This is a genomic window from Neorhizobium sp. T25_13 (assembly GCF_002968675.1).
Taxonomy (GTDB): domain Bacteria; phylum Pseudomonadota; class Alphaproteobacteria; order Rhizobiales; family Rhizobiaceae; genus Neorhizobium; species Neorhizobium tomejilense.
The window spans coordinates 60,993-75,229 of sequence record NZ_PVBI01000011.1 but is presented as its reverse complement, the minus strand read 5'-3'; the positions used below and the strand labels follow the sequence as shown (position 1 = coordinate 75,229).

Below are 14,237 nucleotides of genomic sequence, written 5' to 3'. Positions count from 1 at the left end.
ATGAAGGACGAAAAACGGATGCGCTTTGTCAGCGCCGAACAGGTCGCTCGCCTTGCCGGCGTCTCCCGCTCGGCCGTTTCCCGCACGTTTACGCCAGGCGCCAGCGTTGCGCCGGCGACGCGCGAAAAGGTGCTGCGGGCAGCGGAAGAGCTCGGCTACCACGTCAACGACCTCGCCCGCGGCGTGCTTGCCAACCAGAGCCGGCTTGTCGGCATCGTCGCGACCAAGCCGGAAGTCGGTTTCCGTGCCCATCTGACTGCGGCGCTCGCCAAGGCGCTGATTCAGCGCGGCAGCATCCCGATCCTCATCAATACCGGACAGGCTGAAGAGGAATTGCTGGCTGCCCAGAAGATGCTGATCGGCCACCGCGCCGAGGCGACCATCATCCTGTCCGGCTCGCCGCCGGCAAGCTTCTTCGAGCTCGCCCAGCGCAACGGCCAGCCGCTGGTGGTGATCGGCCGTTCGGAACCGGATGCCGATCATGTCCGCGCCGGCAATTCCGAGGCTTCCCGCAAGGCCGCCAATGCCTTTTTCGATACCGGCCGTCGGCGCCTCGCCGTTGTCGGTTCGCAATCGGGGACACCGAGCATCGTCGAACGCGAAAATGCCTTCACGTCGGCGGCGCTGGCGCTCGGCGCCGAGGTCCGCTCCGCCGGCGGGCCGGATTCCGATTACGACAGCGGCATCGCCGCCGCCCGCGAGCTGTTCGCCGGTGGCGAACGCCCGCACGCGGTGTTCTGCGCCAACGACCAGATCGCCTTCGGCCTTATGGATTTCATCCGCATCGAGAAGAAGCTGCGCATCCCGGAGGATGTGGCGGTGATCGGCTTCGACGACGTGCCGGAAGCGGCCTGGCTGAGCTACGGCCTCACCACCTTCCGCCAGGACCCGATCACCATGGCGCTTCGGGCCGTCGAGCTTCTGGAACGGCGCCTCGAAAACCCGGACGCTTCCCCGGGCTACGAGCGGGTCATCCCCGAACTGGTGGTGCGAAAGAGTTTCGTCCCGGTTTAAAGCTTCAGCAGCTTCCGGGCGTTTTCCTTGAGGATCAACGGCCGCACCTCGTCCTTGATCGAGATTGCGGCAAAATCCGCCATCCAGCGGTCCGGGGTGATCGCCGGCCAGTCCGAGCCGAACAGCATTTTGTGCTTCAAGATCGAGTTGGCGTATTGCACCAGGATCGCCGGAAAATATTTCGGCGACCAGCCGGACATGTCGATATAGACGTTCGGCTTGTGGGTCGCGACGGAAAGCGCCTCTTCCTGCCAGGGAAAGGAGGGGTGCGCGAGAATGATCGGCATGTCGGGAAAATCCGCCGCCACGTCGTCCAGATAGATCGGGTTGGAATATTTCAGCCGCATGTTCATGCCGCCGCGCATGCCGGCGCCGACGCCCGTCTGGCCCGTATGGAACAGCGTAATCGCGCCTTCTTCGGCAATTGCCTCGTAGAGCGGATAGGCCATCCGGTCGTTCGGGTAGAAGGCCTGCATGGTCGGGTGGAACTTGAAACCCTTGACGCCGAATTCCCGCACCAGCCGACGCGCCTCGCGGGCGCCCATCTTGCCCTTGGCGGGGTCGATCGACGCGAACGGGATCATGATGTCGCTGTTTTCGGCGGCGATCATCGCCACTTCTTCGTTGTTGTAACGCCGGAAGCCGGTCTCGCGCTCGGCATCGACCGGAAAGATCACGCAGCCGATCTTGCGCTCGCGGTAATAGACGGCGGTCTCGTTCACCGTCGGCAGCATGCCCTTGTGGCCGGCCGGGTTCTTGAAATATTTGGCCATGCCGGCCTGGAATTGGTCATAACCGTCGTCGCGCGGGCCGCAGCAGGGTTCTTCCGCATGGGTGTGGACGTCGATGGCGATCAGCTCGTCGATGTTCAAGGTTCGCTCCTCCCGATCCTTAAATTCAGCCCAGGCCCACGAATTTCCGCAGCAGGGCCGTCAGTTGTTGGCGCTCGTCACCGGTAAGGTTGGCGCCGACCGACTCTTCGTAGGTGAAGAACCATTGGCTTGCCTGCTTCACCCTTGTCACCGCTTCCGGCGTCAGCGTGATCTCAACGGCGCGGCGATCCCCATCCGGCACCGTCCGCGAAACGAGGTTCTGGTCCTCCAGTGCCCGGATCAGCTTGGTCATATGAGCCCGCTTGATCATCAGCCGTTGGCCGAGCACGCTTTGGCGGATGCCGGGATTGTGGAGAATGACCCAAAGCACGGAGAATTCCCCCGGCTTCAGATTATGCTCGCCGACCTCTTCGAAAAACCGCTCGTAGATCTTGAGCTGCGCCAGCCGCATCAGGAAACCGAGCGCTGAATTGAGCCGGTCGAGTTCGACCTGGTCTGCGGTGCGGATCGGCATGTCCATGGGCGTTCCCCCTTATGCCGAGCCCGGCGCCTTCAGCCGCGCGGCGCGTTTTTCCAGGAAAGCGCGCAGACGCTCTTCGGCCTCCGGACTGGTGGCGGTGAAGGAGGCGATGAAGGATTCGACGAAAAGCCCGTCTTCCTTGGCCATGTCCTGGATCCGCGGCAATGCGTTGAGCACCGCGTAGTTGGAAATTTCGGCGTTGCTGGCGGCGGCTTCCGCAAGCTCATGCGCCTTCTGCCGGGCCATGCCCTTTTCGACCACGTATTGCGCCAGGTTCCAGCGCTCGGCCTCTTCCGCCGAAGCGACGCGGCCGGTCAGCATCATGTCGGTCATGCGGGCGACGCCCATCAGCCGTGCGGCCCGCACCGAGCCGCCGCCGCCAACGAAGATGCCGCGCTGGCCTTCCGGCAGGGCGAAAAAGGCGGACTTGTCCGCAACCCGGATATGGGTGGCGGACGCCAGTTCGAGGCCGCCGCCGACCACCGCCCCGTGCAGGGCTGAAATCCACGGAATCGTGCCGTGTTCGATGCCGGCAAACACCGCGTGCCAGCGGCGCGAACCGCGCACGCCTTCGATCGGCGTCTTCTTCACATGTTCGGCAAGGTCGAGCCCGGCGCAGAAGTGATCGCCATGACCGAACAGCACGACGGCTTTCGCCTCGCTTTCGGCGCGGGCCACGGTCTCGGCGATTGTTTCGACGAAACGGTCGCTGATCGCATTGCGCTTTTCCGGACGATTGAGACCTATATGGGCAACATTGCCCTTGAGCTCATAGGTCACGAAGCTGGTTGCCGTATGATCGGCCATTTTATGCATTCTCCTCCAGCAACGGACGCTCCCCAGCCCGTCATCAGTTTTTGATCGTTTACAGGGAGATTGTTTCTTTGTAAACAAATTTTGGGAGCCCGATAGGGAGCATTGACGTCTGGGAGGAGAAGTCATGAGCGGAAAACCTGTGCGTGACGTGAAGCTGTGGTCGCCTGTGGTCGGCTGGGAAGAACGGCCGAACGGCGAGTTCGTGGTCTGGCGTGAGGATCCGCTCGGACCTTATCCCGACAAGCTCAACGAGCGGCTGGTCCATTGGGCAAAAACCGCACCCGACCGCACCTGGATGGCCGATCGTGAAGGGACGGCCGAGTGGCGCAGGGTGAGTTTTGCCGAGGCGCTGGATCAGGTGCGCCGCATCGGCCAGTTCCTGCTGGACATGAAGCTCTCGGCCGAAAATCCGCTCGTCATCCTTTCGGAAAACTCGATCGAACATGCGCTGATGGCGCTCGGCGCCCAGCATGTCGGCATCCCGTCGGCGGCGATTGCACCGGCCTATGCGACCATCTCCTCCGACTTTTCCAAGCTGCATGACATCGCCAAACAGATCACCCCCGGCCTGATCTTCGCCGACGACGCGGGTGCCTTCCGCAAGGCGGTCGATACGGCTTTCGGGGCTGACATTTCCTTTGCCGGCATGCGCAACCTGCCCGAGGACCGGTCCGGCACCTATCTTCTCGACGACATCCTCAAGACCGAACCGACCGAGGCCGTGGACAAGGCTTTTGACGCAGTCGGGCCGGATACGGTCGCGAAATTCCTGTTCACCTCGGGCACCACCGGTTCGCCCAAGGCGGTCATCCAGACGCAGCGCATGCTCTGCTCCAACCAGGAGATGGTGACCGACTGCTATTCCTATTTCCGCGATGAACCGCCGATCCTGGTCGACTGGGCGCCCTGGAACCACACCGCCAGCGGCAACAAGGTGTTCAACATCGCCATCTATAGCGGCGGCACCTATTACATCGACCGTGGCAAGCCGAGCCCGGCGCTGATGGCCCAGACGATCGCCAACCTGAAGGAAATTTCGCCGACCTGGTATTTCAACGTGCCGGCCGGTTATGAAATGCTGATCCAGGCGATGCACGAGGACGAGGGACTTCGCAAGACCTTCTTCAAGGACCTGAAGCTCCTGATGTATGCCGGCGCCGGCATGGCGCAGCACACCTGGGACGCGCTGATCGAGCTTTCCGAGATGACGATCGGCGAACAGGTGCCGCTTGGCACCGGCATCGGTTCCACCGAGACTGCACCGTTCGCGATCTTCTGCACCGACCCGCAGGAAAAGCCCGGCAATATCGGGGTGCCCGGCCAAGGCGTCACGATGAAACTGGTGCCGATCGACGACAAGTACGAATTACGCCTCAAGGGGCCGAACGTCACCCCCGGGTATTGGCGCAACGATAAGCTGACCAAGGAGGCCTTCGACGAGGAAGGTTTTTACCGGATCGGCGATGCGGTAAAGTTCGCCGTGCCGGGCGATCCGCGCCAGGGGTTCTATTTCGACGGCCGCACGGCTGAAAACTTCAAGCTACAGACCGGCACCTGGGTGGCGGTCGGCGTGCTTCGGGCACAGCTCGTCAACCAGTTCGGCGGGCTGATCCGCGATGCGGTCATCACCGGCGAGAACCGGGCCGAGCTCGGGGCGCTGGTGGTTCCCTTCATGCCGGCACTGCGCGAACTGATCGGCGGCGACGCTGCTCTTTCCGACGAGGCGGTGGTTGCCCATCCGAAGGTAAGGGCGGCGATTGCTGAGCGGCTGAAGGAACACCAGCGCCAGTCGAGCGGTTCGGCGACGCGCGTCATGCGCATGATGCTGATGACCCAGCCGCTGCGTTTCGAAAAGGGCGAGGTGACCGACAAGGGCTCGATCAACCAGCGCGCGGTGCTCGCCCATCGCGGCGATCTCGTCGAGGAACTGTACGCGGATGCGCCGGGCGTCATCCGGGTCGGCAAGGAGCTGGCGGCATGAGGATCGAAGGAACAAGCGCCGTCGTCACCGGTGGCGGATCGGGGCTCGGCGAGGCGACAGCACGGCTTCTCGCGAAACTTGGGGCCGTGGTGCATGTCTTCGACCGCAACCAGGCCGCAGCCGAGAAGGTCGCGACCGAGATCGGCGGCGTGGCGCTCTCCGGAGACGTGACCAGCGAGGACGATGCGGCCAAGGCACTCGATATTGCGGCGAAAGCGGGCGACGGCTTGCGCATCCTCGTCAACTGTGCCGGCATCGGCACGGCGGGGCGCATCGTCGGAAAGAACGGGCCGATGCCGCTTGCCGATTTCGAGCGGGTGATCCGCGTCAACCTGATCGGCACGTTCAACATGATGCGGCTTGCGGCCGAGCGCATGTCGGGCCTGCCCGAGCGCGACGACAAGGCGCGCGGCGTGATCGTCAACACCGCGTCGGTCGCCGCTTTCGAGGGACAGATCGGCCAGGCGGCCTATGCGGCCTCCAAGGGCGGCATCGTTTCGCTGGCTTTGCCGGCGGCGCGCGAATTCTCCCGCTTCGGCGTACGGGTCAACACTGTAGCACCCGGCATCTTCCTGACGCCGCTGCTTTATGAGCTGCCGCAGGAGGCGCAGGACAGCCTTGCCAGCGCGATCCCCTATCCGTCCCGGCTCGGCGATCCCGGCGAGTTTGCCGATGCGGTGCGGTTCGTGATCGAGAACCAATATGTCAACGGCGAAGTGATCCGGCTCGACGGCGCACTGCGCATGCAGCCGCGGTGACCGGCGATGTCGTTTGCGGATCAGGCCGACCGGACGCTGGACATCCTGGCCCTGACGCCGGGCTGGCACCGGCTGAAAGAACTCCGTGAGGATTGCGACGACGAGACGGTTGCCGCGATTATCGGGGGGGCGGCAAGTTTTGCCGAGGGCGTGCTGGCGCCGCTGAATGCGGTGGGCGACCGGGTCGGTGCGAGGATGGTCGACGGCCGGGTGAGGACGCCGGACGGTTTTGCCGATGCGTTCCGGCAATATGCCGAGGCCGGCTGGCTCGGCATGGACGTGGCCGAGAAATTCGGCGGCCAGGCGGTTCCGCTGACCTTGCATGCTGCCTGCGCGCCGCTGTTCGAGCGCGGCTGCATAGCGCTGATGATGGCCGCCGGCTCGACCCGTGCGGCGGCCCATCTTCTGGCGGAAGCCGCCGACGAAGCGACCGCAAACGAATGGGTACCGAAACTTAGCACCGGCGAATGGGCGGCGACGATCTGCATTTCCGAACCGGATGCGGGTTCCGACGTCGGCCGGCTGCGCACCATGGCCGAACTCAGCGATGGCGAATGGCTGATCACCGGCCAGAAGATTTGGATCTCCTTCGGCGACCATGACATGGCGGACCGCATCGGTCATTGCCTGCTCGCCCGTACCAACGACCAGCCCGGCACGCGCGGCATCAGCCTCTTTCTCGTGCCGAACCTCATCGACGGCCAGCCGAACGGCGTTTCCGCCGATCGGATCGAGGAGAAGATGGGCCTGCACGGCTCTCCCACCTGCGCCATGCGCTTCGACAACGCCAAGGGCATCATGCTCGGCCGCGAAGGCCGCGGCCTGCCGCAGCTTTTCACCATGATCGAGCTGATGCGGCTGCTCACCGGCTGCCAGGGGCTGGGCATCGCGTCCGCCGCGGCCGATATTGCCGGAGACTATGCCAGGGAGCGCCGCCAGGGCGGAAGGCCGGACCAGCCGCCGGTGCCGATATCGAGCCATCCGGATGTGCAGCGCCAGCTCCATGAGATCCGCAGCTCCACAGAAATCCTGCGCGCCGCCATTCTCGAACTTGCCACGACCATGGATATCGCCCGGCTGGAGCCCGAGTCCGGGCTGGAGGATTTTACCGGTTGGATGTTGCCGCTGATCAAGAATTTTGGCGCTGCGGCCGGGTTCGAGACGGCGAATTCGGCGATCCAGGTGCTCGGCGGCGTCGGCTACACCCGCGACTGGCCGCTCGAGCAATATCTGCGCGATGCCCGCATCATGACCATCTATGAGGGCACGACGGGCATGCAGGCACTGGATTTCCTGACCCGCCGCCTTTGGCGCGACGAGGGGCGAGGGCTCGCGCTTTTCCTGGAGAAGGCGCGCGACGAGATCGACGCCTACATCGCCGAACATCCCGCGGCATCGGAACAGGCTCTCGTGGTCCTGGATGGGTTCGAGCGCTTGAGCGGGCGGATGACGGCGCTTCAGAGCGATCCGGATGCCGCCCTCTACCGCGCCGACAGCTATATGCGCGCTGCCTGGTCGGCCGTGTCGGTATGGATGGCATTGCGCATCTCGGAAACTGGCGCAGTCGGGAAACTGGCTGCGGAGTTCGATTTTCACCGCGCACGTTGCGGCTGATCCATCGAGGGGGCAACCAAATAGGACGCCGGCTATGGAACGTGGCGGGAGTTGCGAAATCCCGAAAAATATGGGCGTGATGCCGGTTAGGATTTTTTCTCGAAACGAGAAAGACAGTGAACATACTTCTCGACATCGGCGCCTTTCTGGCGACTGCCCGCGCCGGCAGCTTTTCCGCCGCCGGCCGTGACCTGGGCGTTGCGACCTCGGTCATTACCAAGCGCGTCAAGCGGCTCGAAGAGCATTTGAATACCCAGCTTTTCGTGCGCACCACAAGACGATTGGCCCTGACGCTCGACGGCGAGCGGCTGCGGCCCCGTCTGCAGCTTCTGGTCGGCGAGATCGAGGAGACGCTGGCGACGCCGAATACCCACGAACTGGGGCTGACCGGTTCGCTGCGCATCAAGGCGCCGACGACGCTGACCTCGATGTTCTTCGGCGATATCTGCGCCGCGTTTCAGGCTACCAATCCGCGGGTGAAGATGGAGATCGTGCTGATCGACCGCTCGGTCAATCCGCTGGAGGAAGGGTTCGACGTGGCGATCGGCGCCCTGCCGCAATCCTACGCCTATGTGATCGATCATCCGCTTTGTCCCTATCCGCGGGTTCTGTGCGCATCGCGGGGTTATCTGGCGGGCCGCAAGCGGCCGAAGACGCCCACCGAACTCGTCGGCCACGAATGCATCACCTTCCACACGATCGGCACGACCTGGACCTTCCAGATGGAAACGAGCACGCTCAACGTGGAGATCACCTCGAATTTCACGGCCAACGATAGCCGGGTCCTGCTCGCCGCTGCGCGTCAGGGATTGGGACTTGCGATCCTGCCGAGGTTCCTCGCTCGATCGGATCTCGATAGCGGCGCGCTCGAGGAGGTGATGCCGGAATTTCCGGTCGAGCCGCTCTGGGTCAAGGCTTCGGTGCCTAGGATCAAGATGAACAAGGTCGTGGTGTCCGAGTTCATATCCTACGTGCAGAAGCGGTTTTCGGAAGGGGTGCCGGATCAGGTCATCCCAATGTTCTGAGAAGAAATCCGGACCTGCCTCAAGCTCGCAGTTTCACTGACGCCAAAGCCGCTGAAATCCAGCGGGACCTTTCTCGAAACAAGAAAGCTGATCGCATCACTTGCCGGGTTCAAGGCGAGGCGGCTTGGGTTACGATCATAGCCAAAGCGCCGGGAGGGCGCAGGCTGACGGGAGGGTTCGATGGCGGAGACGCTGAGCAGGGAAACGCGGATTGTCCGGCGCGAGAAGTCGGCGCCGTTCCGCAGGCTCAAGGCGGATATCTGCGTCGTCGGCGCCGGCATTGCCGGGATTTCGGCCGCACTCGAAGCCGCGAGACTGGGCCGCAAGGTGATGATCGTCGATGGCCAGGCAGCGCTCGGCGGGCAGGCGGTCAACTCGATCATCGCCACGTTCTGCGGCCTGTTTTCGAACGGCACGCACGGCTACCAGTTCACCTATGGCATTGCTGACAGGTTGCTCGCCCATCTCGAAAGCCAGGACCAGTCGATCTATTACCGCCACGGGCCGAACACCACGGTCGTCTATTACGACGAGGTCGTCCTCGGCCGCTGGATGGAACAGAGCATTCTGGACGCCGGCATCGAGGTCGTGCTCGGTGCGCAGATTCTCGACGTGCATGTCGAAGGCCGGCGCGTCGTCCAGACCGATTTCATGACCCGTTACGGCGGCGTGTCGATCGAGGCGGCCGGCTGGGTGGAGGCGAGTGGCGACGCGGCGCTCGTCTGGCAGGCCGGCTTTGCCTGCCGCCAACCGGAAAAGGGCGGCGTCTTCGGTACCCAGATGGTGGTGCTGGAAAACATCGACGAAGCCAAGCAGCCGACCCGCTACGAGATCGGCGACCGGATGAAGGAAAAGGCGGCAAGCTACGGCCTGCTACGCCGCGAAGGCCTCGGCTTCACCATTCCCGGCCGCGGCATTGCCGCCATGAACATGACCCATGTGGAAACGCCGCTCGATCCGGTCGAGGCGTCCAGAAAGGCGCTCGAAGGCAAGGATCAGGCGGCTCGCGCAGTGGAGTTCCTGAAGGCGGAATTCCCGGAATGTTTCGGCAACGCCCGCATCCGCTCCTTCGGTCTGCCGGGCATCCGCCAGACCCGCTGGATCGCCGGCAGCCATCACCTGACCGTCGATGAGATCAAGGCCGGCACCAAGTTCGACGACGCCGTTGCCCGCACCGCCTGGCCAATCGAGCTGCATGACCACGGCGACGGCCACCACTGGATCACTTTCGACGAAGAGCATGCCCACTACATTCCGCTTGGCAGCCTGACGCCGGACGAATGCGACAACGTTGCCGCCGCCGGCCGCTGCGTCGACGCGGATTCCGCGGCGCTTTCGAGCATCCGCGTCATGGGGCCGTGCATCGCCATGGGCATGGCGGCTGCCAACGCGCTCGACCTTGCCGGAACCGGTAGCGTGCACCAGATCGACCGCGATGCGCTGCGCGAGCGGGTTTCCGACAACGTCGAAAAGAAGCATTATCGGTGGGCCGACGCGAAAATGCGCGCCGCATCGTGAGGAGGATGCGATGAACCTGACGGATCACGAAAAGGCGATGTATGACGGCGAGCACGGCCGCGCCAAGGCGCGCGCCATGGACCTGCTGGTTCGCTACGGCGAAGCGCTCGGCGCCGAGCGTCTGGTCGAGACCAACAATGTCGCCGGCGCCTTCAATGCCTCGACGCCATCGGTGCAGGCGATTGCCGAAAAGGGCATGGAGCACGTCTATTCAGAGCTCAACCTCGACAGCGACGAAGTCGTCGAGGTGCCGCATATGGTGGCGCATACCTGCCAGCTGATCACCGGCATCGACAACGACAACTGGGAACTGCAAGGCGTGGACAAGGCGCTTGTGGACATGCAGCGCGCCAATGAGAAGTATCTGGGGCGACGCGGCGTCAACATGTTCGCCACCTGCACGCCCTATCAAGTGGGCAACGTGCCGGTGAAGGGCGAACACTGCGCCTGGATGGAATCATCGGCCGTCATCTACTGCAACTCTGTTCTCGGCGCCCGCACCAATGTCGAGGGCAAGGAAAGCACCGGCGCTGCGGCGCTCACCGGCCGCATTCCCTATTGGGGGTTCCACATCACCGAAAACCGCCGCGGCACCCATCTGGTCGAGCTCGATATCGAGGTCGACGACATGATGGATTGGGGCCTGCTCGGTTATTATATCGGTGAGGTGATCGGTGAGGAGATCCCTGTCCTGAAGGGCGCCAGCCGCCAGCCCGACCTCATCAAGCTCAAGCATTTTGGCGCAGCCGCAGCGTCCTCCGGTGGGGTGGAGATGTACCATATTCCCGGCATCACGCCGGAAGCGGACAGCATCGAGGAAGCCTTCGGCGGCCGCAAGGTCAAGGGCACGTTCCGCTACGGCGCCAAGGAACGCCGCGAAACCTATGAGAAACTGCAGAGCTCGACCGAGAAAAAGGTCGATTTCATCATGCTCGGCTGCCCGCACAATTCCATCGACCAGATGGCGCTGATCGCCCATATGCTGGAGAATAAAAAGATCCATTCGAATGTGCAGCTCTGGGTGCACACGCCACGTGCGATCAAGCAGGTCGCCGAGCGCAACGGCTATATCGATGTCATCCGCGAAGCGGGCGGGGTCGTCATGAGCGATACCTGTCCCGCCATTTCCCGCCGACTGCCGGCGGGGACCAAGGTCATCGCCACGGATTCCGCCAAGCAGGCACACTACTTGCCGGCGATCACCGGCGTGCAGGGCTGGTTCGGCTCGGTCAGCGATTGCGTCGATGCGGCCTTGACCGGCCAGTGGAACGGGAGAGCCTGATGGATATCGCGACCGAAGCAAAACCCGACACGATCGAGCTCAAGGGCCGCAAGGTGGTGGCCGGCCGTGCCGAGGGCGAGGCGCTCGTCACCACCGAGACGATCTCCGGCTGGGGTGGCATCAACGAGCGCACTGGCACGGTCATCGAGCGCCGGCACGAAATGCGCGGCGTCTCCTTCGCCGGCAAGATTCTGGTTTTCCCCGGCGCCAAAGGCTCGTCCGGCTGGTCGGCCTATTTCCATATGACGCGGCTGAACGGCGTCCAGCCGGCGGCGATGATCTTTACCCGGATGACCACCAAGATCGCGCTCGGGGCCGTCGTCACCCGGGTTCCGGCGATCACCGAGCTGGACCAGGACCCGCTCGATGTGATCGAGACCGGCGACTGGGTCGTGGTCGATGCGGATGCCGGCACAGTGACCGTGACCAAGAAAAAACCCGCCTGAGATCATGCCCAGGCGCCGCGGGCCGCGGCGTCTTTCGCATAATCGGAGAAGCTCCTGGCCGGCCGGCCGAGGGCGCGCATCACGCCGTCCGACAGGTATTCGTTGCGGCCGTCGAGCACGACGGTGAACAGCTCCACCAACAGTTCGGCAACATCGGCGGGCACTTCGGCCTGTTTGAGACCTTCCACGAACGCCTCGTTGGAGATCGTCTGGAAGGCGATTGCGCGCCCGCTTGCCTTGCCGATTTCCGCCACGGCTTCGGCAAAGGTCAGAAGCTGCGGACCGGTCACTTCGTAGAGTTCGCCGATATGCCGAGGGTCGGTGAGGGCGGCAGTGACCACGTCGGCGATGTCGCCGGCATCGATGAACGGCTCGCGCACGGTGCTGACCGGCAGCGCCAGTTCGCCTTCAAGGATCATCGGCAAGAGCTGTCCCTCGTCGAAATTCTGGTCGAACCAGCTTGCCCGAACGATCGTCCAGTCGGCGCCCGAGGCGATCAGCCGCCGTTCGCTTTCCTCCGCCGCGGGTTCGCCCCGGCCTGACAAGAGAACCAGCCGCTTGACACCCAGCGATACCGCCAGCGTCGCAAGCGCCTCAATATCGTCCGGCGCCCCCTTCACCGCGAGATCCGGATAATAGGTGATATAGGCGGCCGACGCTCCCTCCAGGGCCGGCGCCCAGGTGCTACGGTCCGTCCAGTCGAAACCGGTGGAGCGCGAAGCGAAACGGACAGGCCTGTTCAATGCCTGCAGGCCCTCTGTAACCCGAGAGCCGGTCTTGCCCTTGCCGCCGATGATGAGAACGGGGTCTTCCATGGGATGTCTCCTTTAACATGAATTTTCCTCATGTTTTAAAGCGATAAATCCTCATGTTGCACTTGTCAACAAAAAATGCGAATGTTCCTCGCGTTTGAAACTCAAAGCACGGAAAGACAATGGAGATTTCTGCATCGACGCCACGCCAGCCCCAGCAGAAGCGCAGCCGGGAGCGGGTGGAGCGGATTCTCGCGGCGGCGAAGGAGCTGATCGCCCGCGGCGGCAGCGACGTGATGAAGATGGGTGAACTGGCGGAAAAGGCGGGCGTGCCGATCGGCTCGCTCTACCAATTCTTCCCGGACAAGGGGTCGGTGGTCCGCACGCTCGCCGAACGCTACAACGAGGAAGGCCGCGCCTGCATTCGCGAGGCGCTGGAGCCGGTCCGGAACGAGGCCGCGTTTTCGCAAGCGTTCAGAGAGCTGATCGACATCTATTACGGCCTGTTCCTCGCCGAACCCGTGATGCGCGACATCTGGTCCGGCACCCAGGCAGACAAGGCGTTGCAGGATATCGATCTCGCCGATGCCCGCGAAAACGGCGCGATCGTCGCCGCAGCGCTGGCGCATATGCAGCCCGACGCCCATCCGGAAGAACTGTTCAACCGGGCCATGCTGGTCATGTATCTCGGCACGTCGACAATGCGGCTGGCGATCTCCGTCGAGCGCGCCCAAGGTGTAGCCATGGTGGAAACCTACAAGCGGCTGGCCCTTCGCGAACTGCTGGCAAGGGACTGATGGGCCTCGACGGCCATGCCGATCGCCGACTATAAGATGCGGCGAAACGGACAAGGAGGAGTGGACATGTCGAAAGTAGCGATCGTAACCGGCGCGGGCTCGGGCGTTGGCAGGGCCGTCGCCATCGGGCTTTTGAACGCAGGTTATAGGACTGTGCTTGCCGGCCGGCGCGAGAGCGAGCTGCGGGGCACGGCGGAACTGGCCGGCGGGGAGTCGCTCGTCGTGCCGACGGACGTCACCGATCCGGCCGCCGTGGAGGCTTTGTTTGCCGCGACGGAAGAGGCCTATGGCCGCCTTGATCTTCTGTTCAACAATGCCGGACGCGGCACGCCGGCGGTTCCGATCGACGAATTGCCGCTTGAAACCTGGCGGGCCGTCATCGACCTCAACCTCAACGGCGCCTTCTATTGCGCCCGGGCGGCCTTCGGGATGATGCGGCGGCAAAACCCAGGCGGCGGGCGGATCATCAACAACGGTTCGATCTCGGCGCATGTGCCGCGCCCGTACCAAGCTGCCTATACCGCCACCAAACACGCCATTACCGGCCTGACGCGCCAGATCGCGCTCGATGGGCGGCCGCTGAACATCGTCTGCGGCCAGGTGGATATCGGCAATGCCGACACGCCGATGACGGTGCGGATGAAGGAAGGGGCGCTGCAGGCGGACCTCACGACTGCTGTGGAGCCGGTCATGGATACCAAGCACGTGGCTGATGCGGTGCTCTACATGGATGGATTGCCGCTGGAAGCCAATGTCCTGTTCATGACAGTGATGGCAAACGGCATGCCTTATGCCGGCCGTGGCTGAAAGCGGCAGATGGCTGCCTTGATCTCGCCCGGAAGCTCGGCCAGCGTCAGGAAATAATGGGAAGGAAACATCGC

At 63.5% G+C, this 14,237-nt stretch carries 14 protein-coding genes; 10 read left to right on the top strand and 4 right to left on the bottom strand.

Annotated features, from left to right (window positions below; all coding sequences use genetic code 11):
* Positions 1-1,014, top strand: coding sequence for a LacI family DNA-binding transcriptional regulator (locus C5J22_RS23260; protein ID WP_105440185.1), 1,014 nt, complete (start codon positions 1-3; stop codon positions 1,012-1,014).
* Here the strand turns inward: C5J22_RS23260 and C5J22_RS23255 are convergent.
* From C5J22_RS23255 to C5J22_RS23245, 3 genes are read right to left on the bottom strand one after another with little or no spacing between them, the layout of a single operon-like run.
* Positions 1,011-1,886 carry an amidohydrolase family protein gene (locus tag C5J22_RS23255; protein WP_038547636.1) on the bottom strand — a complete coding sequence of 292 codons (876 nt, stop codon included), beginning with the start codon at positions 1,884-1,886 and terminating at the stop codon, positions 1,011-1,013. The two genes, C5J22_RS23260 and C5J22_RS23255, sit on opposite strands and share 4 nt — an antisense overlap.
* Positions 1,887-1,911: 25 nt before the next feature.
* Positions 1,912-2,367 carry a MarR family winged helix-turn-helix transcriptional regulator gene (locus tag C5J22_RS23250; RefSeq protein WP_105440184.1) on the bottom strand — a complete coding sequence of 152 codons (456 nt, stop codon included), beginning with the start codon at positions 2,365-2,367 and terminating at the stop codon, positions 1,912-1,914.
* Between the two features lie 12 nt (positions 2,368-2,379).
* The gene (locus tag C5J22_RS23245; protein ID WP_038547642.1) at positions 2,380-3,174 is read right to left on the bottom strand and encodes a crotonase/enoyl-CoA hydratase family protein; all 795 of its coding nucleotides are present in this window, start codon (positions 3,172-3,174) and stop codon (positions 2,380-2,382) included.
* A gap of 133 nt (positions 3,175-3,307) precedes the next feature.
* Here C5J22_RS23245 and C5J22_RS23240 point away from each other — a divergent pair, with 133 nt between their 5' ends.
* From C5J22_RS23240 to C5J22_RS23210, 7 genes are all read left to right on the top strand, one after another.
* Entirely contained in the window at positions 3,308-5,164 is a 1,857-nt protein-coding gene (locus tag C5J22_RS23240) for a feruloyl-CoA synthase (protein WP_105440183.1), read from the top strand.
* The gene (locus tag C5J22_RS23235; protein ID WP_105440182.1) at positions 5,161-5,922 is read left to right on the top strand and encodes an SDR family NAD(P)-dependent oxidoreductase; all 762 of its coding nucleotides are present in this window, start codon (positions 5,161-5,163) and stop codon (positions 5,920-5,922) included. Before C5J22_RS23240 ends, C5J22_RS23235 begins: the two co-directional genes overlap by 4 nt.
* A 6-nt stretch (positions 5,923-5,928) precedes the next feature.
* Positions 5,929-7,536, top strand: coding sequence for an acyl-CoA dehydrogenase family protein (locus tag C5J22_RS23230; protein WP_172746756.1), 1,608 nt, complete (start codon positions 5,929-5,931; stop codon positions 7,534-7,536).
* A gap of 116 nt (positions 7,537-7,652) precedes the next feature.
* Positions 7,653-8,561 carry a LysR family transcriptional regulator gene (locus C5J22_RS23225; RefSeq protein WP_105440181.1) on the top strand — a complete coding sequence of 303 codons (909 nt, stop codon included), beginning with the start codon at positions 7,653-7,655 and terminating at the stop codon, positions 8,559-8,561.
* Between the two features lie 180 nt (positions 8,562-8,741).
* Positions 8,742-10,079, top strand: a complete 1,338-nt coding sequence (locus C5J22_RS23220; protein ID WP_105440180.1) for an FAD-dependent oxidoreductase — start codon at positions 8,742-8,744, stop codon at positions 10,077-10,079.
* Between the two features lie 10 nt (positions 10,080-10,089).
* On the top strand, positions 10,090-11,361 hold the full coding sequence (locus C5J22_RS23215; RefSeq protein ID WP_105440179.1) for an aconitase X catalytic domain-containing protein: 1,272 nt from the start codon (positions 10,090-10,092) through the stop codon (positions 11,359-11,361).
* Complete coding sequence (locus C5J22_RS23210) at positions 11,361-11,807, top strand: aconitase X swivel domain-containing protein (RefSeq protein WP_105416882.1); 447 nt, start codon at positions 11,361-11,363, stop codon at positions 11,805-11,807. The genes C5J22_RS23215 and C5J22_RS23210 overlap by 1 nt, the downstream gene beginning before the upstream one ends.
* A 2-nt stretch (positions 11,808-11,809) precedes the next feature.
* Here C5J22_RS23210 and C5J22_RS23205 read toward each other — a convergent pair whose 3' ends face one another.
* Positions 11,810-12,622: an NAD(P)H-binding protein gene (locus C5J22_RS23205; protein WP_105440178.1), complete on the bottom strand. Its 813-nt coding sequence runs from the start codon at positions 12,620-12,622 to the stop codon at positions 11,810-11,812.
* 119 nt (positions 12,623-12,741) lie between these two features.
* On the opposite strand from C5J22_RS23205, the gene C5J22_RS23200 reads away from it, so the two are divergent.
* Together C5J22_RS23200 and C5J22_RS23195 are read left to right on the top strand one after the other, a co-directional pair.
* The gene (locus C5J22_RS23200; RefSeq protein WP_105440177.1) at positions 12,742-13,356 is read left to right on the top strand and encodes a TetR/AcrR family transcriptional regulator; all 615 of its coding nucleotides are present in this window, start codon (positions 12,742-12,744) and stop codon (positions 13,354-13,356) included.
* A 66-nt stretch (positions 13,357-13,422) separates the two neighbouring features.
* Complete coding sequence (locus tag C5J22_RS23195) at positions 13,423-14,163, top strand: SDR family oxidoreductase (protein ID WP_105440176.1); 741 nt, start codon at positions 13,423-13,425, stop codon at positions 14,161-14,163.
* Positions 14,164-14,237: the final 74 nt, after the last annotated feature.

Excerpts from the sequence above, each read along its gene's own strand:
- C5J22_RS23260 (WP_105440185.1), top strand. The coding sequence starts at position 1 with ATGAAGGACGAAAAACGGATGCGCTTTGTCAGCGCCGAACAGGTCGCT.
- C5J22_RS23250 (WP_105440184.1), bottom strand. The coding sequence starts at position 2,367 with ATGGACATGCCGATCCGCACCGCAGACCAGGTCGAACTCGACCGGCTC.
- C5J22_RS23245 (WP_038547642.1), bottom strand. The coding sequence starts at position 3,174 with ATGGCCGATCATACGGCAACCAGCTTCGTGACCTATGAGCTCAAGGGC.
- C5J22_RS23240 (WP_105440183.1), top strand. The coding sequence starts at position 3,308 with ATGAGCGGAAAACCTGTGCGTGACGTGAAGCTGTGGTCGCCTGTGGTC.
- C5J22_RS23235 (WP_105440182.1), top strand. The coding sequence starts at position 5,161 with ATGAGGATCGAAGGAACAAGCGCCGTCGTCACCGGTGGCGGATCGGGG.
- C5J22_RS23230 (WP_172746756.1), top strand. The coding sequence starts at position 5,929 with ATGTCGTTTGCGGATCAGGCCGACCGGACGCTGGACATCCTGGCCCTG.
- C5J22_RS23220 (WP_105440180.1), top strand. The coding sequence starts at position 8,742 with ATGGCGGAGACGCTGAGCAGGGAAACGCGGATTGTCCGGCGCGAGAAG.
- C5J22_RS23215 (WP_105440179.1), top strand. The coding sequence starts at position 10,090 with ATGAACCTGACGGATCACGAAAAGGCGATGTATGACGGCGAGCACGGC.
- C5J22_RS23210 (WP_105416882.1), top strand. The coding sequence starts at position 11,361 with ATGGATATCGCGACCGAAGCAAAACCCGACACGATCGAGCTCAAGGGC.
- C5J22_RS23205 (WP_105440178.1), bottom strand. The coding sequence starts at position 12,622 with ATGGAAGACCCCGTTCTCATCATCGGCGGCAAGGGCAAGACCGGCTCT.
- C5J22_RS23200 (WP_105440177.1), top strand. The coding sequence starts at position 12,742 with ATGGAGATTTCTGCATCGACGCCACGCCAGCCCCAGCAGAAGCGCAGC.
- C5J22_RS23195 (WP_105440176.1), top strand. The coding sequence starts at position 13,423 with ATGTCGAAAGTAGCGATCGTAACCGGCGCGGGCTCGGGCGTTGGCAGG.